Annotated in this window: 19 protein-coding genes; 9 read left to right on the top strand and 10 right to left on the bottom strand. The window is 51.7% G+C overall.

Features of this window, described 5'->3' with window-relative positions:
* Nucleotides 1–64 precede the first annotated feature (64 nt).
* Both AC2JC8_RS02545 and AC2JC8_RS02540 read left to right on the top strand, forming a co-directional pair.
* Nucleotides 65–643 carry a histidine phosphatase family protein gene (locus tag AC2JC8_RS02545; RefSeq protein WP_484399667.1) on the top strand — a complete coding sequence of 193 codons (579 nt, stop codon included), beginning with the start codon at nucleotides 65–67 and terminating at the stop codon, nucleotides 641–643.
* The gene (locus tag AC2JC8_RS02540) at nucleotides 634–1,335 is read left to right on the top strand and encodes a GAP family protein (protein ID WP_484399666.1); all 702 of its coding nucleotides are present in this window, start codon (nucleotides 634–636) and stop codon (nucleotides 1,333–1,335) included. Before AC2JC8_RS02545 ends, AC2JC8_RS02540 begins: the two co-directional genes overlap by 10 nt.
* On the opposite strand, the gene AC2JC8_RS02535 is transcribed toward AC2JC8_RS02540, so the two are convergent.
* Genes AC2JC8_RS02535 through folD form a run of 5 tightly spaced genes read right to left on the bottom strand, consistent with a single transcriptional unit; the run spans nucleotide 1,309 to nucleotide 5,586 of the window.
* Entirely contained in the window at nucleotides 1,309–2,760 is a 1,452-nt protein-coding gene (locus AC2JC8_RS02535; protein WP_484594155.1) for an ATP-dependent DNA helicase, read from the bottom strand. The genes AC2JC8_RS02540 and AC2JC8_RS02535 overlap by 27 nt on opposite strands.
* Before the next feature lies 1 nt (nucleotide 2,761).
* A complete protein-coding gene (locus AC2JC8_RS02530) occupies nucleotides 2,762–3,265 on the bottom strand; it encodes a divergent PAP2 family protein (protein ID WP_484399665.1) in 504 nt (167 codons plus the stop codon).
* Nucleotides 3,262–4,164 (bottom strand): geranylgeranyl diphosphate synthase CrtE, encoded by a 903-nt coding sequence (crtE, locus tag AC2JC8_RS02525; protein WP_484399664.1) that lies wholly within the window; start codon nucleotides 4,162–4,164, stop codon nucleotides 3,262–3,264. The genes AC2JC8_RS02530 and crtE overlap by 4 nt, the downstream gene beginning before the upstream one ends.
* A 55-nt stretch (nucleotides 4,165–4,219) precedes the next feature.
* Complete coding sequence (locus AC2JC8_RS02520) at nucleotides 4,220–4,711, bottom strand: thermonuclease family protein (RefSeq protein WP_484399663.1); 492 nt, start codon at nucleotides 4,709–4,711, stop codon at nucleotides 4,220–4,222.
* Complete coding sequence (folD, locus tag AC2JC8_RS02515) at nucleotides 4,708–5,586, bottom strand: bifunctional methylenetetrahydrofolate dehydrogenase/methenyltetrahydrofolate cyclohydrolase FolD (RefSeq protein ID WP_461556344.1); 879 nt, start codon at nucleotides 5,584–5,586, stop codon at nucleotides 4,708–4,710. The genes AC2JC8_RS02520 and folD overlap by 4 nt, the downstream gene beginning before the upstream one ends.
* A gap of 169 nt (nucleotides 5,587–5,755) precedes the next feature.
* Between folD and AC2JC8_RS02510 the strand changes: the two genes are divergently transcribed.
* On the top strand, nucleotides 5,756–7,759 hold the full coding sequence (locus tag AC2JC8_RS02510) for an HDIG domain-containing metalloprotein (protein WP_484419812.1): 2,004 nt from the start codon (nucleotides 5,756–5,758) through the stop codon (nucleotides 7,757–7,759).
* A 19-nt stretch (nucleotides 7,760–7,778) separates the two neighbouring features.
* Here AC2JC8_RS02510 and AC2JC8_RS02505 read toward each other — a convergent pair whose 3' ends face one another.
* A complete protein-coding gene (locus AC2JC8_RS02505; RefSeq protein WP_484594151.1) occupies nucleotides 7,779–8,615 on the bottom strand; it encodes a carbohydrate ABC transporter permease in 837 nt (278 codons plus the stop codon).
* A complete protein-coding gene (locus tag AC2JC8_RS02500; RefSeq protein WP_484399659.1) occupies nucleotides 8,612–10,219 on the bottom strand; it encodes a 2-isopropylmalate synthase in 1,608 nt (535 codons plus the stop codon). The genes AC2JC8_RS02505 and AC2JC8_RS02500 overlap by 4 nt, the downstream gene beginning before the upstream one ends.
* Before the next feature lie 96 nt (nucleotides 10,220–10,315).
* Here AC2JC8_RS02500 and AC2JC8_RS02495 point away from each other — a divergent pair, with 96 nt between their 5' ends.
* On the top strand, nucleotides 10,316–11,890 hold the full coding sequence (locus tag AC2JC8_RS02495; protein ID WP_484594150.1) for a glycoside hydrolase family 57 protein: 1,575 nt from the start codon (nucleotides 10,316–10,318) through the stop codon (nucleotides 11,888–11,890).
* On the top strand, nucleotides 11,875–12,891 hold the full coding sequence (gene arsS, locus AC2JC8_RS02490; protein WP_484594149.1) for an arsenosugar biosynthesis radical SAM (seleno)protein ArsS: 1,017 nt from the start codon (nucleotides 11,875–11,877) through the stop codon (nucleotides 12,889–12,891). The genes AC2JC8_RS02495 and arsS overlap by 16 nt, the downstream gene beginning before the upstream one ends.
* Here arsS and crtL read toward each other — a convergent pair.
* The 3 genes from crtL to gyrA are packed head-to-tail and all read right to left on the bottom strand — an operon-like array spanning nucleotide 12,851 to nucleotide 17,810.
* Complete coding sequence (gene crtL, locus AC2JC8_RS02485; RefSeq protein WP_484399655.1) at nucleotides 12,851–14,044, bottom strand: lycopene beta cyclase; 1,194 nt, start codon at nucleotides 14,042–14,044, stop codon at nucleotides 12,851–12,853. The genes arsS and crtL overlap by 41 nt on opposite strands.
* Complete coding sequence (locus tag AC2JC8_RS02480; RefSeq protein ID WP_484399654.1) at nucleotides 14,044–15,180, bottom strand: CARDB domain-containing protein; 1,137 nt, start codon at nucleotides 15,178–15,180, stop codon at nucleotides 14,044–14,046. Before AC2JC8_RS02480 ends, crtL begins: the two co-directional genes overlap by 1 nt.
* A complete protein-coding gene (gene gyrA / locus AC2JC8_RS02475) occupies nucleotides 15,180–17,810 on the bottom strand; it encodes a DNA gyrase subunit A (protein ID WP_484399653.1) in 2,631 nt (876 codons plus the stop codon). Before gyrA ends, AC2JC8_RS02480 begins: the two co-directional genes overlap by 1 nt.
* A gap of 60 nt (nucleotides 17,811–17,870) precedes the next feature.
* Between gyrA and AC2JC8_RS02470 the strand changes: the two genes are divergently transcribed.
* The 4 genes from AC2JC8_RS02470 (at nucleotide 17,871) to trxA (ending at nucleotide 21,228) form a co-directional block, all read left to right on the top strand.
* Entirely contained in the window at nucleotides 17,871–19,025 is a 1,155-nt protein-coding gene (locus tag AC2JC8_RS02470) for a homocysteine biosynthesis protein (protein ID WP_484419798.1), read from the top strand.
* Between the two features lie 62 nt (nucleotides 19,026–19,087).
* On the top strand, nucleotides 19,088–19,510 hold the full coding sequence (locus tag AC2JC8_RS02465) for a CAAD domain-containing protein (RefSeq protein WP_484399650.1): 423 nt from the start codon (nucleotides 19,088–19,090) through the stop codon (nucleotides 19,508–19,510).
* A 66-nt stretch (nucleotides 19,511–19,576) separates the two neighbouring features.
* Complete coding sequence (locus tag AC2JC8_RS02460) at nucleotides 19,577–20,740, top strand: GuaB3 family IMP dehydrogenase-related protein (RefSeq protein WP_295473601.1); 1,164 nt, start codon at nucleotides 19,577–19,579, stop codon at nucleotides 20,738–20,740.
* A gap of 164 nt (nucleotides 20,741–20,904) precedes the next feature.
* Nucleotides 20,905–21,228 carry a thioredoxin gene (gene trxA / locus AC2JC8_RS02455; RefSeq protein WP_106500694.1) on the top strand — a complete coding sequence of 108 codons (324 nt, stop codon included), beginning with the start codon at nucleotides 20,905–20,907 and terminating at the stop codon, nucleotides 21,226–21,228.
* Nucleotide 21,229 lies beyond the last annotated feature (1 nt).

Here is a 21,229-nt window from a genome sequence, read left to right as displayed (position 1 = left end):
AGATTTGGCCAGCATTAATCAATTGGTTTTAAATTCGCTCAACGCGAACCAACCCCAGCTAAAAATGAACAAAGGCAAAGAGATTTGGTTACTGCGCCATGGGGCAACCGAATGGAGTCGCAATGGTCGCCACACCGGCACCAGCGACATTCCCTTGCTACCGGAGGGGGAAACTGAAGCAGAAGCCCTTGCGCCCCTATTGGCCCAGCAACAATTCAGCCACGTATGGGTAAGCCCAATGCAACGGGCACGGCGCACATGTGAGTTGGCAGGCTTAGGCGCTGTAGCTGAGATCAATGAACTACTGCGCGAATGGAACTACGGCATATACGAAGGCATCACAACCCCTGAAATCCGCCAATCAGTGCCGGGCTGGAGTGTGTGGAGCCATGGCTGCCCAGATGGTGAAGATGCAGCTGCGGTTACCAGCCGCTGCACCCAGATGATCGCAGCGGCTCTAGCCGTAGATGGCGATGTAGCTCTTTTCGCCCATGGTCATATCTTGCGCAGCCTGGCGGGCACCTGGATGGGCCTTGGCGCCATTGGCGGCAGGCAACTGGCCCTTGGCACCGGCACCAACAGTGTGTTGGGCTTCGAGAGAGAGAATCAAGTATTACTGCGCTGGAACGCACCGTGCCTATAACCCGAACTATTACGGAATTAACCGCCTGCGGCTTGGCGGTGGCATTGAGTCCGTTGGATATCGCCTTAGTTTTTCTTTTGCTGCTGGGGGCTGCACCATTACTGCGATCCAGCCTATTTAGTTTCGCTTGGTTTCTTTCCAACAGCATCGTCATAACACTGCTCTTAACAGTTGGGCGCTCCCTCACTCTTTCGATGGAACGGGGCAGCGTGCAACAGGTGGGGCTTGATCTTTTCGCTGCTGGCGCCCTATTGGCTTTGGGTATTCGCGAACTGGATCCAAAACCTGAAGGCTATAAAGATCTCTCGGAAGGCTGGATCCACAAACTGGAAAAGGTTGGCCAATTTCCCTTGTTGGTAATGATGTTTGTGGCTCCAGTAACTCTGGTATTAAGCCCAGATAATCTTTTTTTACTTGCCAAAGGCGCTGCTCTTATTCACGGGGGCGTAAATGAAAAGACCACTGAAATCGGCCTAATTATTTACTACAGCCTAATAAGTAGTTTATTTTTATTAGTGCCGATCTTGGTTTTACTCATTGGTCGTGGGCGGGTGCAACCTTGGCTGCAAAGAGGAAAGCAACTAATTGAAGACCGCAGCAGCTTGATTCTTGGCGGCTTGAGTTTGGCTTTGGCTGCCTATTTGAGCTGGCAGGGCTGGGCTGGCTTAGGCCAGTTTCAAATCATTAGTTAGCCATTCCCGCCAAAGCTCTTGCTCTTTTAAAGGTTGATCACTGCTACCCACAAGCCATACCCGCCGCCGCGCCCTACTCACTGCCACATAAATAAGTTGGCGGCGCACCTCTTCCTCCTTGGGCCAATAAACATCAGGAGCAACGAATACATCGCCAAAACTGCTGCCTTGGCTGCGATGCACCGTTAACACCGCTGCTGGGCCCACTGCTGCAAAAGCATCCCGCAGCAAGAAATATTGACGCCATAAAAGGCTTCTTTGCTTTCCAGCTGCCCCTTTGGCGCGGCTGCGCAGATCGTTAAGAGCAAGATCTAAACGTTGGCGCCCATCACTGCCCGGAGCTGGAGCTAAACGCAATCGCAATTGGCTTTCGCCAGCCTCCACATCAACCCTCAGGGTTTCAATTACTGGGGCATCGGCAATACCAAGATCGGCTAAATCACAGCGATCCGGTGCCACATCACGCACAACTAACTCACGATTGGAGCCCAACACCAGATCTGCCTGTTCGCTGTTGGCTAAACCCTCTTGGCAGGCGGGCGCCATTACCGCAGCCCTAGTGATCAAAACCTCCCCTGGCAGCACCGAAAGCTGATCGGCCATGTCGCCATGCAAGGCGCGGCGGGCGATCGGCACCAAGCGCTCCAAGGTGCGATTCGTAAAACACAGCAAACGGGCATGGTCGGGATCAAGCCGTTCGCTACTGAGCCGCAGGGCTGCCTGAGCTTCTGCAATCCACTCATCACGGCACACCACAGCCACCTGCCCCTCTGTTGAACTGATCGCCGCCATCAGTGGTGCTTGACGGCTAGGGAGCGCACCCGTGCGTAAGCCACTGGCTAAACGCAATACAGGGCCGCCATGGCGCACCACTTCCGTTAACTGGTATTGAGCCGCACGCTGCAAAGCAAAAACAGCACTGCTGCTTTCGCCAACTGGAGGTAACTGGGCTGGATCGCCAACAAATACAAGCCTGGTGCCAAAGGGATGGGCGCATTGCAGGGTGATTTCTAAAAGCCTGCTATCCACCATCGAAGCCTCATCCAGCAGCACGAGGCCGATCTGCTCAAGGGCGGTGGCTGTTTGTTCGGTGGGTTCGCAGCTTTCGCGTTCCTCTTGGCGACTGAGCTTGAGACGCAATAAACGATGAATGGTGGAGGGATACCAGGTGGGCCGCAAAGCTTGGTTTTCTAAGGCCGAACGCAATACCCCCACTGCTTTATGGGTGGGGGCTGCCACGGTCCAACAGAGGCCGGCCTGATCTGCAAGGGCAAGAAAGCGCACTGATAAAAATGTTTTACCGGTGCCCGCATAGCCACTCAAAACAAATGGTTGGCCGGCGGCAGGTTCGTTTAGCCATACCGTAAACGCTTCTAAAGCAATGGTTTGTTGGCTTGTTAAAACGGAGCCATCGGGATAACTCAGTTCAACCAACCCCCTGGAAAAAACCAAAACGTTGGGCCAGCATTAAGGGGCTACCGAGCCAGGCCTCACCTGGTAGAGCCACCAAAGGGCCCAGCAAAGCTCCTACAAAAACCTGCAATTTTGTATGCCCCAAACTGGTTTTTAAAACTGCCAAACCCTGGTTTGTGCTGATTTGGTTAAGCCGTTCGGCCATCTTTCCTGCTGCCATGCGCACACCGCTGGCGTCGTACATCACCACAAAAGCCACCGTTACAGCAAGGGCAAAAAGGGGGGAATCCAAACCGTTCTCCCAAGCGATTCCAGCTGCAGTGCCGGTTACAAAGGCGGAATGACTGGAGGGCATCCCACCGGTTTCAAACAACACCGCTAAGCGCCAACGGCGCTGTTGCACCAGCTCAACAAATAATTTTGAGAGTTGGGCAAAGCCACAGGCAAGAAGCCCCCAGGTGAGGGCGCCGTTATTAAAAAATGTGGCCGCTAAGGGAGTTGCTTGAAGAAAAGTCATCGGTCGCGAGCGGTGATGTAACCGGCAAGGGAGAGGAGGGGTTGGGCAGCTGCACTCCAGGGTTCGAGCACCTCACGGGCTTCCTTAACAAGATTTTCTGCCCGTTCACGGGATGCCTCAAGCCCCAGCAGCTTCGGGTAGGTCGTTTTATCAGCGGCAAGATCTTTACCCGCGGTTTTACCGAGCACTTCACTGCTAGCTGTTACATCGAGAATGTCGTCGATAATTTGAAATGCCAACCCAATAGCTCTTGAATAACGGCGCAGGGCAAGCAATAAATTTTCTTCAGCCCCTGCAATCATCGCTCCTGTGAGCACAGATGCTTGCAGCAGAGCACCTGTTTTATGTAGGTGAATATATTCAAGTGTGTCTAGATCTACCTCCACCCCTTCACTGGCCAGATCAACAATTTGCCCGCCCACTAGGCCCGGGGCACCAGCCGCCAGCGACATTTCGCCAACCACCTTCAGCAACCTTTCTGGTTCCACCCCTGGGCTGCGTAGGGCCACCATTTCAAAGGCCCTTGTTAACAGCGCATCACCGGCAAGGATTGCAGTTGCTTCCCCATAAACCTTGTGGCTAGTGGGGCGCCCTCTACGCAAATCATCGTTATCCATAGCCGGCAGGTCGTCGTGAATCAACGACATGGTGTGAATCATTTCTAAGGCGGTAGCTGTTGGCAGCGCCAGGGCTGAATCACCACCTGCGAGTTCGCAACTGGCAAGGCAAAGGATTGGTCTCAAGCGTTTACCGCCTGCCAGCAGCGAATAACGCATCGCCTCACGCAAAGATTCCGGCCGTTCCGGGCCTAAAGCAGCCTCAAGGGCTGCTTCTACCCGTTCGCGGCCTTTGTTTAGATATTGCTGGAAATCAAAGCCAGCGCAGACCGCAGCGATCATGGGCGGAGGTCGTGGGGGCTCGAGATCTAAGGATTCTCCTCCAGCAAGGGGCAATTCATGGCTCCTGGTTGGATTTGTTTCTCTCTAAGCGCAAATCCCAGGGGCGCTTAATACCGCCGGGCTCGTTCCACACCCCCACATTTAATTCCTTTGCAGTGGTTTCGGCAGCTGCGTAGGGGAGGTCGTCGCAACGGCCTAGATAACCATCATGAACAAAAAGCATTCCGGTTTTTAACATCTCCGGAGCCACATCAAAGCCGCCCCGCCGCACTATCCCAACGATCCGCCCGTATACATCTCTAGCCCTCAGTTCAACTGTTACCGCAGTGCCCACAGGTAATTCCGCCGCTAAAGCTGCCCGTGATTGCTGCGCCCAGGGTTGCTGGCTTTGATCTGGAGCATCAACGCAGGCCAAGCGCACGCGCCGGTTCAAGTTGGCCAATCGCACCTGCAACACATGGCCGTCCTCCACTGCAACAACCCGTCCGGATTGCAAAGGCACTGCCGCAAGAAGGTTGATCGAAAGGGGAAGCAGAAAAGCAATCACAGGCCTGCACAGGGCTCGCTTAAATCATGCTGCTGCGCCCACATCCTCACTGTATTCAGTAGCAGCATTGTTACGGTCATGGGGCCTACACCTCCTGGCACCGGCGTAATTGCTTTTGCCAAGGGTTCCACTTCCTCAAATTTCACATCGCCAACAAGCCCCCCTTGCTTTCGGCGGTGAATACCCACATCCACCACCACAGCTCCAGGGCTTATGTGAGCTGCTCCGATTAATTCAGGCCGCCCTGCAGCCACCACAACTAACTCAGCATTACGGCAGAGCCCCTCAAGATCAAGGCTGCGGGAGTGGGCAACAGTAACGGTGGCATTTGCTTGCTGAAGCATCAAAGCCATCGGCTGGCCCACCAAAATGCTGCGGCCCACCACCAACGCCCTCACTCCCTCTAGGGGGATTTGAGCTTCTTTCAAAAGGGCCATAACTCCGGCGGGAGTGCAGCTGCGGGGCCCTGGCTCCCCCCGCAGCAACCGCCCCAAATTGAGCGGATGTAACCCATCGGCATCTTTAGCGGGATCTAAAACTTGCAATAAAGCCCTGTCGTTTATTGATGCCGGCACCGGTAGTTGCACCAAAATGCCATCTACGGCAGGGTTTTTATTTAGCCGTTGCAGTTCTGCTTCCAGTTCTGTCTGGCTGATATCAGCTGGCAGATGACAACCAAAACTGATGGCGCCAATGCGGGCACAGGCCTTTTCTTTGTTTGCCACATAGACGCCACTGGCTGGGTCGTTGCCAACTCGCAATACAGCCAACCCAGGTGGGCGAATCCCTTTGCTTAAACCTGCGGCAATAGAAGCCGCCAAAGTGGATTCAAGCTGCGCCGCCAGGAGGCGTCCATCTAAGCGTTGCGCCGCCATGGCAATTGCAGGAGCTAGCGTCAGTTTGACGGTTAGTGCGTTGGTGGCTCCAGTTTTGTTGCAGTGGCTCCAAAGGCAATGGCTCCAGAGGCAATGGCTCGCAAGGCAGTGGCTTCAAAGGCAGTGGCTCAAAGCTGAAAGTTTTTGGCGTCGCTGGTTGCGCCAGGAGATGCCATGGCGCTTGCCTGTGCGCTGGACAAGCCAAGACGGCTTGCTGCTGCTGCTTGGCTGCATGTTGGTGGGGTTGTTATCGGCCTGGCCCTGGCTGGTGCAGCCCACATTGCGGCCAGGGGTGCCAGCACCGTTTGAAGTGCGAGCCCCCAGCAACAGAACAGTTGTTGATAGCGAAGCCATGCAGCAACGCCGCTCTCAACTCGGACCGCGCATACAGGTGCAAATCAGCGATGCCGCTGCCAGTCGCCAACTTCAAGAAAGGCTTGAGCGCCTGTTGCAGGAACTGTTGAGCAGCAGCAGGGGGGATGAAAAACAACTGCCCCCAGTAAATCTCAACCCTGGTGAGCTGCTTTTTCTAAAAGAATCAGCCCCCCAAACCCTGCAAAATTGGAGCCAGGAGCTACGGCTAGCCCAACAAAAAATGTTGGCACAAGGGGTAGTAGCAACCCTCGCCCCTGGCCAACTACTTCAAGCCAGCTGGCTACAACTTGGAAATCTGCCCGAACCAAACCGCCGCCTTGGCGCGAAATTAATTACTAGATCTCTTCAGGGCAACACCAACCTGCGGATCGACTACAACCTCACCCAACTCCTGCTTAATGATCTTGTTCAGCAAAAAGGTATACCAAAATTTCAAGTGCGCGCTGGGGAAGTAATTACCCGTCGCGGCGAAGCTATTAGCCAAAGGGCCTACGACGTTCTCGATAATTTCGGCCTAATCAGCCGTCGTGTTGCCCCACAATTATTTATACAGCGTTGGGCAGAAGCCAGTTTTGGTGCAATTTTATTGCTGCTGATCTGCCGCCGCTGGAAACCAAGCTTGGAGGTATCCCAGGCGTTTTTGGTGCTGGGAAGCCTTGCGCTTGTGCAAGGGGCAAAACTTTGGTTTGGCGCCTCGGCAAGCGCCCTTGCACTTCTGGTGCCCCCCAGCGTTTTATTGGCGGAGGGCCTCGGACCCGCCTGCGGGCTTAGTTGGCTGGCCTTAGCCACACTGTTGTGGCCAATCCCATTAAGCAGCATTGGGACAGGTCGCATGCTGGTGGCAGCTGGGGTAGCAGTGGTGGCAACGCTGCTGGCGGGCCGCCAGCGCTCCAGGGGGGAAATGCTGCAAAACAGCGTTTTATTAACAGTTGCGGCGCTGTTGGCGCAGGCTTTATGGCTGCAACTTCAGGGGCGGGCCCCGGGAGGTGAGCTGCTGGCGGAGGGGATATTGATGGGGGGACTGTTGCTGCTGGGGTTATTGCTGGCCCCATTTGTGGAAAACCAATTTGGGCTTGTTACCCGTTCTCGGCTACTAGAGCTGAGCGATCTACAAAGACCCCTGCTACGCAAACTGGCATCAGAAGCACCTGGCACCTTTGAACACACCTTGATGATTTCCAGCCTGGCGGAAGAAGGGGTAAGAGCAATTGGCGGTGATATAGATCTTGCTAGAACAGGATCTCTTTATCATGATATTGGGAAACTGCACGCGCCCCAATGGTTTATTGAAAACCAAAGTGGTACCAATCCCCACGAGCACCTAAACGATCCTTGGCGCAGCGCTGAAATTTTGCAGGCCCATGTAGATGAGGGGCTAAAGCTTGCTCACCGTTACAAGCTGCCAAAACCAGTTTCAAATTTCATTCCAGAACATCAAGGCACATTGCGAATGGGGTTTTTCTTACATAAGGCCAGGGAACAAAACCCAAATGCCAGCGAAAAGCCGTTTCGCTACCGCGGCCCAAGGCCCCAATCAAAAGAAACAGCAGTGCTGATGCTGGCTGATGGTTGCGAAGCAGCCCTGCGTTCAATGCCCCCTGAAACAAACGAAAGAGAAGCCCACTCCGCCGTGCGGCGAATAATTCAGGCCCGGCGCGATGACGGCCAGCTAAGCATGAGCGGACTTGAAATAGCTGAGTTCGAGTTACTGGTTAAGGCATTTGTGCAAGTGTGGAAACGGATGCGCCACAGACGCATCCCATATCCAATTCCAGCTCGCAAAACATTTAGTAGTTAAAAAATAACTACTAACTACATCACCCCTTCACAGCATCGCCGCTAGCGCTAGGCAATATAAAACGTTGTAGTACAACAAAAACAACAAGCACTGGCATGATAGATACTATTGAGCCGGCAGCGAGCAAGCGCCAATCCAAGGAAAAACTACTTGAAAGTTGCTGCAAACCCAATGGCAAAGTATAGAGATTGGGATCGTCTAAAATTACCAACGGCCATAAGAAATCACTCCAAGTTCCAATAAAAACCAGCATTCCTAAAGTAATTAAATCTGCCCGAGCCGCCGGGATTAATACATTCCACCACTCACCAACGGGGCTACAGCCATCCATCCGAGCTGCCTCCTCCAGCTCAACTGGCACTGCAAGGAAACTTTGACGCAGTAGAAATATGCCAAAAGCTGTGGCGGCATTAGGCAGGATCAAAGCTACTAAAGTATTACGCAAACCCAATTGCACCATTAATACATATAAGGGAATCATTACCACCTGAAAAGGTATTAATATCGTTGCCACAACCAAGGCTAAAACCATCCCTCTACCGCGGAACTTGATGCGGGCGAGAGGAAATGCAGCGAGGGAACAAAATAATAAATTTGCTATCACACTAAAACCACTTACCATGGCACTATTTAACAAGTATTGCCCCATAGGGCTCTGGTTAAAGAGAGTGCCATAGGCCTGCAAGCTCGGCTGAGTTGGCAAAAGCCCTGGCGGACTACTAAAAATATCTTCAGCAACACCTTTGAGCGAAGTACTCAACAGCCATAACAGCGGCGTAAGCATTAGCAGAGCGAACAAAAGCAAAAGCCCTAGCTGCAGCGCCCGCCCGATAAGAGAGTAATTACGAACCCTCATAAAACCGGAAGGGGGGCCTGCTGAGGGTGCAGAGGTTGATGTTGCAAGCCGTTAACCAAACGGTTTAAGGCATTCACGAATGCTTGAGCTGCTGCCACCACCACATCGGTGTCGGCGGCATGGCCTGAATACAAACGACCATCGTGGCGCAGCCTAATTGTTACTTCACCCATGGCATCAATGCCTTCAGTAACTGATTTCACCGAAAATTCCACCAGTTCATTAGGCACCTGTACCAATTGGTTTAAGGCTTGGCAAACCGCATCAACCGGACCGGTGCCAATAGAGGCAACAGTGCGCTGCTCACCATCGATGCTGCTCAAAGTAACTGTGGCGGTGGGTTGCAAATTAGTGCCGCAGCTCACCTGTACCCCAAGTAATTGATAGTAGGCCTCTAATTGTTGAGTGTGATCACTAACAATGGCTTCTAAATCACGATCGGTAATTTCACGCTTGCGATCAGCTAATTCTTTAAACCGCGCAAATGCATCATCCAAATCATCACCTTGCAACGTATATCCAAGCTCCTCAAGGCGAGCGCGCACAGCGCTGCGACCACTCAATTTGCCAAGACTGATGCGGTTATCGGTGAGTCCGATGGTGCGCGCATCAATAATTTCGTAAGTGAGGCGATTTTTCAAAACACCGTCTTGATGAATTCCACTTTCGTGGGCAAAGGCATTCGCCCCAACAATCGCCTTGTTTGGCTGCACAGCCATGCCAGTGAGGTTGCTTACCAAACGGGAGGTTTTATAAATCTCTTCAGTGCGAATTGCAGTAATGGGTTCCTGGCTAGTTACTTCTCTTCCCAGAAATGGATTGTAATATGACCGTCTTACATGTAGAGCCATCACTAATTCTTCTAGAGATGCATTTCCAGCCCTTTCTCCAATTCCGTTAATTGTGCACTCTAATTGCCGGGCGCCATACTTAACAGCTTCAAGGAAATTAGCTACCGCTAAACCAAGATCATTATGACCGTGCACAGAAATTACCGCATCTTGAATATTTGGCACATGTTTATTTATGCCATCAATTAAGGCGCCAAATTCACCTGGGGTTGAGTAACCAACAGTATCTGGAATATTGATCGTGCCAGCTCCAGCAGAGATTGCTGCTTCAATTACTTCATACATAAATTCAGGATCACTGCGGCCGGCATCTTCACACGAGAATTCAACATCCTCCACAAAGGAACGGGCATAAGCAACCATTTCAGGCACAATCGCGAGCACCTCAGTTCGGCTTTTACGCAACTTATGTTCCAGGTGGATGTCGCTGGTGGCAAGAAAAGTGTGAATGCGGCGGCGTGCGGCGGGCGCCACCGCATCTGCGCAGGCTTTGATATCACCTTTAGTGGCTCTGGCTAAGCCGCAAATTATGGGTCCATCTGCGCTGCCAACATTGCTGGCAATGCGCTGCACAGCATCAAAATCGCCAGGGCTAGCAAACGGAAAGCCTGCTTCAATAACATCAACCCCCAAGCGGGCCAGTTGCTGGGCAATGGCGAGCTTTTCATCCAGATTCAAGCTGGCACCAGGAGATTGCTCCCCATCCCTAAGGGTGGTGTCAAAAATCAAAACTCGGCCTGGATCCTTAGCCATCAGTGCATCGCGAAAAACGCGTCCTCCTTATTTAGCTCTGTTGCAACTCTATGAACTGCCGGGGGGGCCGTAAACTGAAAGCACTTATAGATAACCATGGCAGCTGGCGCTTTGGCCTTGGTGCTTCATGGCCACCTGCCCTACGTGCGTAGCAGGGATCCTGGTTCCCTTGAAGAAGATTGGTTTTTTCAAGCTTTAGTTGAGAGCTATTTGCCCCTTATGGGCATGTTGCAGCGCTGTCAGCGCAATGGCCTTAACCCCAGGCTCACGATGAGCCTTTCCCCCACCCTGCTGTCGCTGCTGAATGATTCTTTGTTGCAAGAGCGCTTTCCCCTCTGGTTAGAGCAGCGCATTGGCTTATTGCAGCGAGCAAAAGCGGAGGAGGAAGAGGCAGCCAACCAGTTGCTGCAACATTTCCAGCTTCAACTCCAGGCTTTTGCCGATTTAGGAGGCGAACCAATCCGTGGCTTTGCAGCCTTACAAAAAGCGGGGGTGCTTGATCTCCTTACCTGTAGTGCCACCCATGGTTATTTGCCCTTGCTGCGGGATCCGGTGGAGGCGGTGCGGGGGCAATTACTTACTGCTGTAAGGGAGCATGAACGCCTTTTAGGAGTAAAGCCGCAGGGCATCTGGTTGCCGGAATGTGCCTACTACGAAGGCTTAGATCAGCAATTAGCAGCTGCGGGATTGCGCTACGCCGTGCTTGATGCCCACGGTTTGCTCCATGCCCTGCCGAGGCCCCGCTATGGGGTTTATGCACCCATTTGTTCGCCAAACTCGGTTGCCTTTTTTGGCCGCGACAGCGAAGCCACCTTGCCGGTGTGGTCTGCCAGTGATGGCTACCCAGGTGATGGCTCTTATCGCGAATTTCATCGCGATCTCGGTTGGGATTTAGAAGAGGGCGAGTTGCAAGCCGCCGGCATCTTGAGCAGCAGACCATTGGGGCTAAAGCTGAGACGGGTAAGTGGCGGCGACTGCCCCCTTAATAAAAAATTGCCTTACGAGCCGAATGCTGCTGCCCTCACAGCTAAACGTCATGGCAGCAGCTATGTGGCAGCGCGCCTAGAGCAATTGCGTGGATTAAACGAATTAATAGATCGCCCCCCTTTATTGGTGGCTCCATTTGATGCGGAACTGTTTGGCCATTGGTGGTTTGAAGGCCCCCAATTTCTTGAACAGGTTTTTCTGCAAGGCGCTGCAGCAGGCCTTAATTTCATCAGCTTGCAAGGCAGCTTGAGCAGTGGGGTGGATTTACAGGTGTGTAGGCCGTCGCCCTCAAGCTGGGGGCAGGGTGGTTATCACTGCTATTGGTTAAGCGAGAGCAATGCCTGGGTGGTGCCCGATTGGCATCGAGCTTCCCTAGCCATGGTGGCAGCTAGCAACTACGAACAAGGCAAAAAAAATCCGCAGCGTTTACGTTGTTTGCGCCAAGCGGCAAGGGAATTACTGCTTGCCCAATCTTCTGATTGGAGTTTCATTTTGCGGGCTGGCACCACAACAGAACTAGCAAAAGAACGAATCCAACGCCATTTGAATCGATTTTGGCGCTTGATTGAGGTACTGAAACCAAACCATCGCAGTAGTGCCGCAGAAAAAAGTTGGCTTGATGCCCTGGAACAAGAAGATTCTTTATTCCCCTTGGTGGATCCAAGCGATTGGCAAACCCCGTAACCCTGGCGGCAACGCCCAGCTTTAAAGAAAAAATTGCTTCACCTTTAAAACGCAGCCAGCAATTGAAAGTGCTGCAGCTAAATCTGGGCAAACTTTGCAATATGAGTTGCAGCCATTGCCACGTGGAGGCCGGTCCGCATCAAGGGGCAAGCCAGATGGGGGGTGCGGTTGTGGCCCAATGCATCAAGGCAATAAACCAATTGCAACCGGAAATTGTTGATCTAACCGGTGGCGCCCCTGAATTGCACAGCCATTTCAAAACCTTGGTACTAGCCGCCCGTGCCAAGGGCTGCCAAGTAATAAACCGCAGCAATCTCACGGTGCTGCTGATACCAGCCCTTGCTGGTTTAGCCGCTTGGTTGGCGGAGCAGCGGGTGCAGATCGTGGCAAGTTTGCCCAGCTGCGATCAAGCCAATACCGATGCGCAAAGGGGAGACGGCACCTGGAAAGCATCAATGCAAGCCCTGCGCCAGTTAAACCAATTGGGCTACGGCAGAGGCAATCCAGCCCTGCTTTTAAATTTAATGAGCAATCCTCCTGGAGAAGCACTACAACAATTAAGCAGCTGCGATCAAATACACTGGCGCGAACAATTAAAGAAGGAAGGAGTAAGTTTCGATCAACTAATCGGGCTTAACAATATGCCAATTGCTAGATTCCTTGATGGATTAGAAGCAAAAAAACGCACAAATATATATATGCAATCTCTAGTAGAAGCTTTTAACCCCGCTAGTATATGCGGCTTAATGTGCCGCACAACCTTATCGGTAGCAGCGGATGGCTCTTTATACGATTGCGATTTTAATCAGATGCTAAATCTACCTTTGGCGCTGCAAAATAAAACAAGTTTACCAAATATTAGTAATATAATACTTGAAGATTTAGCAGGAAATGAAATTTATACTGCCAATCATTGCTATGGTTGCACCGCAGGTCAGGGCAGCAGCTGCAGCGGAGCAATTACAGAAGCAAGCCCCAGCGCACCCCAAAAGGAGAACTAATAAATAAACGCAACATCGCCGCAAGCAACTGAAGAAAAGTTAGTTGATTAGTAAGAAATCCCAACCACTGCTGCTGAGGTAGAGCGAAAAAGCTTACAAAAAATTGTTGTAACTTTTCTTGCTTAAATCGCATTAATTTATTTAAACCAAAGCAATAAATTGCACGTTTGGCCCTCAACTCAAAGGGCCACAAAACCCTCCAGGCTGATTTCGCAATAACAGCAGCAGCTAACTCTGGATCAGCAATACCTGCAGCAATTGCATCTGCAAAACTTGGGGCGCGGCGTAATAAAGCTCCAATTAGGTAACCAGAAGCTGGATGCACCATGCTGGCAGCTGAACCAAAAGCCAATATCTGCTGTTGCAAGTTAGGCAACGGTAAGTTCATAGGAAATAAACAAAACTCTTCGTGTATCACATCCACAGGTTCTACATTTCGCTTTGCTAAACGCCTCAGCAGCCGTTCTTTTAAAAGCTCATAGGGCACAGCAGGGGCGAGGGCAAGAGAGGTTTCTTCTACGAAAAATAAATCAGCTCCTAAATCCATTGCATAGAGAAAAGTTGCTGGTTCGTTATCTACTTCAGCTGCACTTAGGTGATCAGAACGGTAATCCATTAGCACGAATTGATCTGGCAGCACTGGCGCCGCTGAGAAGCGCCCAACAATTCCGTAGGCTGCCTGGCTTGCCACAACTGTTTCTTGCCGCCGCTGCACTAAGGGCGATTTGTGGCCGCTGGCATCAATCACAATGCGAGCAGTAAAACGTTCGGCTTCAGCGCTGATAACAGTCGAGCCCTTGACATAATGTTCCACCATTACTGCTGAGCCCAATTGCCATTGAACACCAGCCTCTAAGCATTGATCAAGCCAATACTTCTGAAGTGCATCTTTATTAAATAAGCCATAATTAAATTGATGTTTAATAATGTCAGGGAAATAGCTGTTGCAGTTGCTCCAGCGATGCTTAAGCAGATCCTGCAGGTTTAATTCATCCAACTCCGGGCCCCAAATACCAAAGGTGTTTGGCCATGGTTCAGCGGGATGATGGGGTGCCAAACCCTGCACCTGTAAACCCCTTTCCACTAATGCAGCAGCAATACATAAAGCAGCCGGACCTGCACCAATTACGAGCACATCAACAGGGGATTGCATCAGAGCAAAAGATCTAAATGCGCCCGGTTATTGCATTGCTGACTGGCTTGTTCAATTATTTCCCCTTCAGGATCAGCAATCACTTCCAAGCGATGGGGGCCGTTTGCTAGGCAAAGTGTGAGCTCAAATTGCTCACTTGCAGCAGCTGCAAGCCATGGTAAACGTAAATATTGATGGCTCGAGTAGCAATCATCTACAACAATTGCAACTCCCACATCGCTCACATCCATAGCACCTCTATTAACCACAGTGAAGCTGATAACAGAAGCAGTAAATTGCAATGCTTCAATAGCCAGATCACTACTGAGGCGATGCAATTGCTGGAGTGGATAAATAGCGAAACGCTTTATTGCTTTTAAACGGCTACCTGGATGCTCGTGGTGCAAATGGCCGCCATAACGCAAATCGCTGCTGCAACCATGAATATGGAGATGGGCATCAGGATTTGGCACCGTAACCCTGCCACTACTTGGGTTGGTATCAAAAAAACCACAGCAATCCCAATCCAGCGAATTGCCCAAATAACGCACTGGATCGCTTGCGATAGCTGGATCTTTCGGCGCAAGGCGATAGTGCTGCAATAGATCGTAGATACTGCTAGCGGCGATGCCATCGCTGCTTTCGCTGCGGGCGACGCCAGAATTACGACGCTGCTGGCCCATGCAAAGTTTTGAGGCCACCGTAATCACAAGGCATTGCCATTCCAATTCCAGGCGAAAGCCATAAATTGGTGCTGCTTCAATTCGACCTTGGCTTTTGAGAAGCTCAATAGCGTTTGCTACCACTGCCTGCAAAGGTTTATCTATCACGTCGCCAAGTTCAGCTGGGTCGAGTAACACCCGCAGAGAAGAAGCATCCCCCGTAAAGCAAACATAAGGGAAATGAGCACTGCCGTCGCCGGGCCGCAAGGCACGAATTGCAGCATCAGCTGCTTCACATTTCCAGATAGTGGTGTTGCCGCTTTGATTACGTAAAAAGCTGAGTTCACCATTATCGATACTCGTGGTGGTGCCCATGCCCAACACATCACCATCCAAAGGAATTGATTCCATTGGGAGATGTTCTTTTACATCGCCCTGGATTAAATCTGTAATCGTGTTTGCGATCCAGAAATCAACCCCAGCCTTCTGCATCATTAGGCTTCGATATCTGAAACAGTGGGAATATCCAACACAGCAGCCTCTTCCTCTGCTTCTAAAGCTGGTGGCACCAAAACCACCTCAGCTAATCGATCACCTGAATCAAGCTTCTGAAGCCTCACACCAGTAGCAGCCCTTGATTGTTGGGGAATCGCGTCAGATTGCAATCTCACAATCACACCTTTTTCGCTAACAAGTAACAACTCCTCGTCTTCCCCCATTACCCGCAAACCCACCAAGGTATCGCCATCACGGCGGAACTTAATGCCTCGTAATCCCATACCAGCACGTTTTTGCAAACGGAATTGATCAACCGGTACCCGTTTGCCAAGGCCGGATGCGGTGGCTACCAACACCCATGGGCCCTCACTAACAGCTGGGATCTCTGCCTCTGAATCAACTTCACCTGCCGCTTCACTAACTTCGATGTTGCTATTTGCAATGCGATCAGCTAGTTCCATCGGCAACACATCCATACTTACCAACTTGTCGGCATCCCGCATCGCCATGGCACGCACACCACGGGCTGAGCGACCAAGGGGTCTTAATTCCTCATCTGAAATCCGGAAATGAATCGCCATTCCTTTTAAGGAGCCAATCAAAATACTGTCGCCAACTTTGGCTAAACGCACCCATCTGAGGGCGTCTGATGGCTCCAAACCGATGGCAATTAAGCCATTGGAGCGGATATTAGAGAAGGCGGATAATGGGGTGCGCTTGATGTAGCCCCCGCTTGTAAGCATCAGCAACTGCACCTCATCTTCAAAAGCTGAAACAGCCAGAATTGAAGTGATCTTTTCCTCCCGTGGAATCGGCAGCAACTGCACTATTGGAGTGCCCTTAGCGGCGCGGCTAGCGATCGGCACCCGATAGGCGGGCACTGAATACACAACACCACGATCAGAAAAGAGCAATAACGCGTCGTGGTCGTTGCAACTAATAAATAAACAAACAGCTTCTTCTCCTTGGCTTTTAGTGCCGGCTTTTCCACGGGTGCCGCGGCTGGTGGATTCAAATTCGCTAACAGGCATCCTTTTGAGGTAGCCGTTTTCGGTTAGCAGCACCACCGAACGCTCATTAGCAATTAAATCAATATCTTCAAGCCCACCTTCAAGATCTAAGATCTCGGTACGTCTTGGGGTGTTGTGGCGTTCTTTTAGTAGCTTTAATTCAGTTTCAATTATTTCAAGCACGCGTTCGCGCTGCTCTAAAATATTTTGATAATTAGCAATTTTCGCTAATAGGTCTTCGTGTTCAAGTCTTATTTTATCTGCCTCAAGCGCTGTGAGTCGGCGCAATTGCATTTGCAAAATTGCATCGGCTTGAATATCAGTGAGCCCATGTTGAAGTGTTAATTCTTGCCTTGCAGTAGCAGCATCTGCCGCCTGCCTAATGAGCTTAATGATCGCATCAAGATCATTTAATGCCACTAATAAACCGAGTAAAATATGATCTCTTTCTTGAGCTTTACGCAGTAAATAACGAGTGCGGCGCTCGATTGTTTCTATTCTGAATTCAATAAATACCTCAAGCATTCGCCGCAGCGTTAACACCAAAGGCTCAGCTTTCACCAAAGCGAGCATATAGGCGCTGAAGTTATTTTGGAGCGGTGTAATTTTGTATAAGTTATTTAAAACGACCTGCGGGTAAGCATCTCTGCGTAATTCAATTACGATACGCATACCATCGCGGTCACTCTCGTCGCGAATGTCTGAAATACCATCTAGCTTTTTATCATTTACTAATTCAGCAATTCTTTCAATTAAAGCTGCTTTATTAGTTTGATAAGGAAGTTCAGTGATAATAACTGCATCGCGATCTGGGCGCCCTTTAACTTCAAGGGTTTCGATTGCAGCAACACCTCTCATTGTTATGGAGCCGCGGCCGGTTGTATAAGTTTCACGAATGCCCATGCGGCCAAGAATTTGCCCACCAGTTGGGAAATCAGGCCCTGGAATTATCATCATCAATGAACGATCATCCAGATCTGGATTAGCAATAAGTGCTAATACTCCATCAATTAATTCACCTAAATTATGGGGGGGAATATTAGTTGCCATACCAACGGCAATACCGCTGGAGCCATTAAGTAATAGATGGGGCACCCGGGCCGGCATCACTGTTGGCTCCTGTTGCGAACCGTCAAAGTTGTCGATGAAATCGACGGTTTCGCTCTCTATGTCCTCCAGCAAACTATCTGTTGTAAGTGCCTGCAAACGAGATTCCGTATATCGCATTGCAGCAGGCGGATCGTTGTCTACCGAACCGAAATTGCCGTGGCCATCAATTAATGGTGCCCGCATTGAGAAATTTTGGGCCATACGCACGAGGGCGTCGTAGACGGCTGTATCGCCGTGGGGATGATATTTACCAAGTACTTCACCAACAACACGAGCGCATTTGCGATAAGGCCTATCGCTGGTTAAACCCAGCTCATACATCGCGTAAAGAATGCGCCTGTGCACTGGCTTGAGGCCATCTCGGGCATCGGGCAAAGCCCTTCCCACAATCACGCTCATCGCGTACTCCAGATAGGAGCGCGACATTTCAATGCGCAGATCGGTTTGGATGATTCTTTCGGTGGAACCTTCTGGGGAACCTTCCGTTGATCCGGTGGGATCCGCCATGGAACTACCTACTGCGCTAAGCCAGACGAACAGCCAATATTAGCTACCCAGATGCCCCCTATGGCCTGCCGGCCACGAATCCCAGAAGAATTGCGTCAACTGCAGCGGGCAGGAAAGCTGCAGGTGTGCACGGCCTTGCAATTTCGCGAGCTGGCAGCAAGCCAAGGCCTAGAGGCCGCCTACAGCAAAACCCATGTGGTGGCTGCCGGCAGCTGTGAATTCACCGATCAAGGGCAAATTTGGCTCAGCCTTGGCCCCTGCGATCCCCCGCTGCGTTTAAAACAAGCCAAATTGGGAGGGGTGGAAGCAAGCGGTGGGTTTGGGCCAGGGGAGCTATGCCTGCCGATTGGTGGTGGTTTGGATAGCACCCGTCGCCGCGCCGGTGCCCAAATATTGGATAAATTGTTAATGGGGGAGGAGTTGCCCCTGGAATTACTGGGGGAAGCCACCACGCTGCACCCCCGCCGCGAATTCCAAAGCCGCTTGCAACTCAAACAACTCGGCACTGCACGCCTGTTTTTAAGCAGGGCAATCAGTGAAAACGGTGTGGTGGCGGTAAGTAGCGCAGAGGGGTTGCTGCCAGGCCCTATCGGGGGGCTACTGGGCCCCTTTGGCAATGCTCTTTTCAGTTGCAGCGGAGCCCGCAGCATTGGCCTCAGCATGCCCGGCTTGAGCCAGTTAGGGCCAGGCCAACCACTACTGATAGCGGGCGCCATTGGCCAGGTGCTTGGGCCTGGCAGTGGCCATCAACCCAGCTGCCGGCGCCAATTAAGCGGCCATGCAAGGGCGCCGGGGGCAACGGTGGCCGCAGCTGTAAATCTGCAAGGGCTGCAACGCCAATGGCTCAAACCCTGCTGGTTTGAGGGCCACGGGGCAGCCCTACTTATCGCTATTTCAGCGCCGGTACTACTGCTAAATGAAAAGCAGGCCCGCCAAGCCGCTGTGCCCGATGAAAGCCTCGAGGCGCCAGTTTTAGATTTCTCAATACCGCGCCGAATTAAACCTAGTTTTGGCACTGTGAGCTACGGCGCTCTGCTGAAGGGCAAAATTCAGGTGGATGGTCGTTTAGTGCGGGCAGCGCCGGCATGCAGCCTTAACTTTGGCGATAGCCACACCGAGTTGTTAAGCCAAAAATTAAAAGATGGCAGCTTCCCAATTCGGGCCTGGGATGCCCCCTTAGAGCCAGAAGGCAGCTTGCATCCTTTAGATAGCTAAACATCCCCGATCAAATATTCGATTTACAGCGGTAAAGTCAGCTCCCTGCAAACTTAAGTTTGATGGAAATTCCAGATTCTTTGAGCGATTTCAAAACTGAAACGCCTAACCCAATAGCCAGCACCATTTCAGCCCCTGCCACTAGCAGCGCGGCTGAGGGCGCTGCAGAAGGTGGCGAGTGGCAGGAATTGCTTGGGCTTTTGAACACCTGGCTTGGTGATGGCAAGGCCAAACAAATTTGGGAACAAAGCCAACGCCCCCTTAAAGCTGTGGGCATAGCGATTGTGCTGATTATTTTTCTGCGTTTGCTGGGCGCAGTACTGGGCACACTCGATGCAATACCGATGCTGCCAAGGCTTTTAGAACTAGTGGGTTTGATTTGGCTTGGCCTATTTGCCGGCCCAAAATTAGTGAAAAGCGATGAGCGCAAGCTCTTTATTGGCCGCATAAGCAGCGCTTGGAGTTCATTTTCAGGGCGCCAATAACGTTGAATACCAGCCCAAACGACGGCTGATTGATAACTTGAGCCTTACTTAAGCAGAGGCCACTCGGTGGATATTCAACTAGGCCGTTCCCGCACCGTGCGTCGCGCCTATGGGATCGATGAAATTGCTCTGGTGCCAGGCGGCCGCACCGTTGATCCAGCGGTTGTTGACAGCAGCTGGCAGGTAGGCGGTTTTAAGCGAGAGATTCCGATAATCGCTAGCGCCATGGATGGAGTGGTTGATGCGGCGATGGTGGCGGAATTAAGCCGCTTAGGCGCCCTCGGAGTGCTCAATCTGGAAGGGGTTCAATGCCGTTACAGCGATCCGAATCCAGTGCTCGATCGCATTGCAGCGGTGGGTAAGGAGGATTTTGTGACCTTGATGCAGGAGCTCTACAGCCAACCGGTGCAAGAAGAACTGATCCGCCAACGGATTACTGAAATCAAACAAGCCGGCGGAATCGCGGCTGTGAGTGCAACCCCAATGGCTGCATTGAAATTTGGCAAGGCCGTAGCAGAAGCAGGGGCGGATTTATTTTTTGTGCAAGCCACCGTTGTGAGCACAGATCACCAGGGCCCTGAAGGGCAGGAAACCCTTGATCTGGAAAACCTGTGTCGCACCATGGGGCTCCCTGTAATCATCGGCAATTGCGTTACTTATGAGGTAACGCTGCAACTGATGAGGGCCGGTGCTGCAGCAGTAATGGTGGGAATAGGGCCTGGAGCTGCCTGCACCTCCCGCGGTGTGCTCGGGATCGGTATTCCCCAAGCCACTGCCGTTGCCGACTGCGCTGCTGCCCGCAACGACTATGAAAAAGAAAGTGGTCGCTATGTTCCAATCGTTGCCGATGGCGGAATTATTACCGGAGGGGATATTTGCAAATGCCTGGCTTGCGGCGCTGATGCCGTGATGATCGGTTCACCGATTGCCCGGGCAGCTGAAGCCCCAGGTAGGGGGTTTCACTGGGGAATGGCCACGCCAAGCCCCGTTTTACCAAGGGGGACCCGCATCAAGGTGGGCACCACCGGCAGCCTTGAGCGAATTTTGCGAGGTCCGGCCAATCTCGACGATGGCACCCAGAATTTATTGGGCTGCATCCGCACTTCAATGGGCACCCTTGGAGCCCGCACCATTAAAGAAATGCAGCAGGTGGAGGTGGTGGTGGCCCCTTCTTTACTAACTGAAGGCAAGGTTTATCAAAAAGCGCAGCAATTGGGAATGGGCAAGTAGAAAAAGTTTGATAACAGAGGCCGTAACATGGAAGAGTGTGGCTTCGGCCTCACACTCCTCACACCACCCGCCCGGCGCGTCCGGGCTTTGTTCTTACACAACGCTTCAGCAAGTGGCGCTTGCTAACTGCGTTGCTAGATTGGAATATCGTTTCCTAACTAGCAATGTCGAGCGCCGCTGCCGTTACTGATGCCTCTTTCGACCAAGACGTGCTGCAGAGCGATGTTCCTGTGTTGGTTGATTTCTGGGCCCCTTGGTGCGGGCCATGCCGCATGGTGGCCCCAATCGTTGATGAAATTGCCAAGGAATTTGAAGGCCGGATCAAGGTGATGAAGCTGAATACCGATGAGAATCCAAATGTTGCTAGTCAATACGGGATCCGCAGTATTCCTACCTTGATGGTTTTTAAAGGTGGTCAAAAAGTAGACACCGTGGTTGGTGCCGTACCCAAAAACACCTTGGCCAGCACGATTTCTAAATATCTTTAAG

Source organism: Synechococcus sp. (assembly GCF_982614295.1).
The sequence above is the reverse complement of the archived record's forward strand: the minus strand, read 5'-3'. Positions and strand labels throughout refer to the sequence as shown.

Coding starts and splice junctions, on each gene's coding strand:
- AC2JC8_RS02545 (WP_484399667.1), top strand. CDS start 65: ATGAACAAAGGCAAAGAGATTTGGTTACTGCGCCATGGGGCAACCGAA.
- AC2JC8_RS02530 (WP_484399665.1), bottom strand. CDS start 3,265: ATGACTTTTCTTCAAGCAACTCCCTTAGCGGCCACATTTTTTAATAAC.
- crtE (WP_484399664.1), bottom strand. CDS start 4,164: ATGATCGCTGCGGTCTGCGCTGGCTTTGATTTCCAGCAATATCTAAAC.
- folD (WP_461556344.1), bottom strand. CDS start 5,586: ATGGCGGCGCAACGCTTAGATGGACGCCTCCTGGCGGCGCAGCTTGAA.
- AC2JC8_RS02510 (WP_484419812.1), top strand. CDS start 5,756: ATGCCATGGCGCTTGCCTGTGCGCTGGACAAGCCAAGACGGCTTGCTG.
- AC2JC8_RS02505 (WP_484594151.1), bottom strand. CDS start 8,615: ATGAGGGTTCGTAATTACTCTCTTATCGGGCGGGCGCTGCAGCTAGGG.
- AC2JC8_RS02500 (WP_484399659.1), bottom strand. CDS start 10,219: ATGGCTAAGGATCCAGGCCGAGTTTTGATTTTTGACACCACCCTTAGG.
- AC2JC8_RS02495 (WP_484594150.1), top strand. CDS start 10,316: ATGGCAGCTGGCGCTTTGGCCTTGGTGCTTCATGGCCACCTGCCCTAC.
- crtL (WP_484399655.1), bottom strand. CDS start 14,044: ATGCAATCCCCTGTTGATGTGCTCGTAATTGGTGCAGGTCCGGCTGCT.
- AC2JC8_RS02480 (WP_484399654.1), bottom strand. CDS start 15,180: ATGATGCAGAAGGCTGGGGTTGATTTCTGGATCGCAAACACGATTACA.
- gyrA (WP_484399653.1), bottom strand. CDS start 17,810: ATGGCGGATCCCACCGGATCAACGGAAGGTTCCCCAGAAGGTTCCACC.
- AC2JC8_RS02470 (WP_484419798.1), top strand. CDS start 17,871: ATGGCCTGCCGGCCACGAATCCCAGAAGAATTGCGTCAACTGCAGCGG.
- AC2JC8_RS02465 (WP_484399650.1), top strand. CDS start 19,088: ATGGAAATTCCAGATTCTTTGAGCGATTTCAAAACTGAAACGCCTAAC.
- trxA (WP_106500694.1), top strand. CDS start 20,905: ATGTCGAGCGCCGCTGCCGTTACTGATGCCTCTTTCGACCAAGACGTG.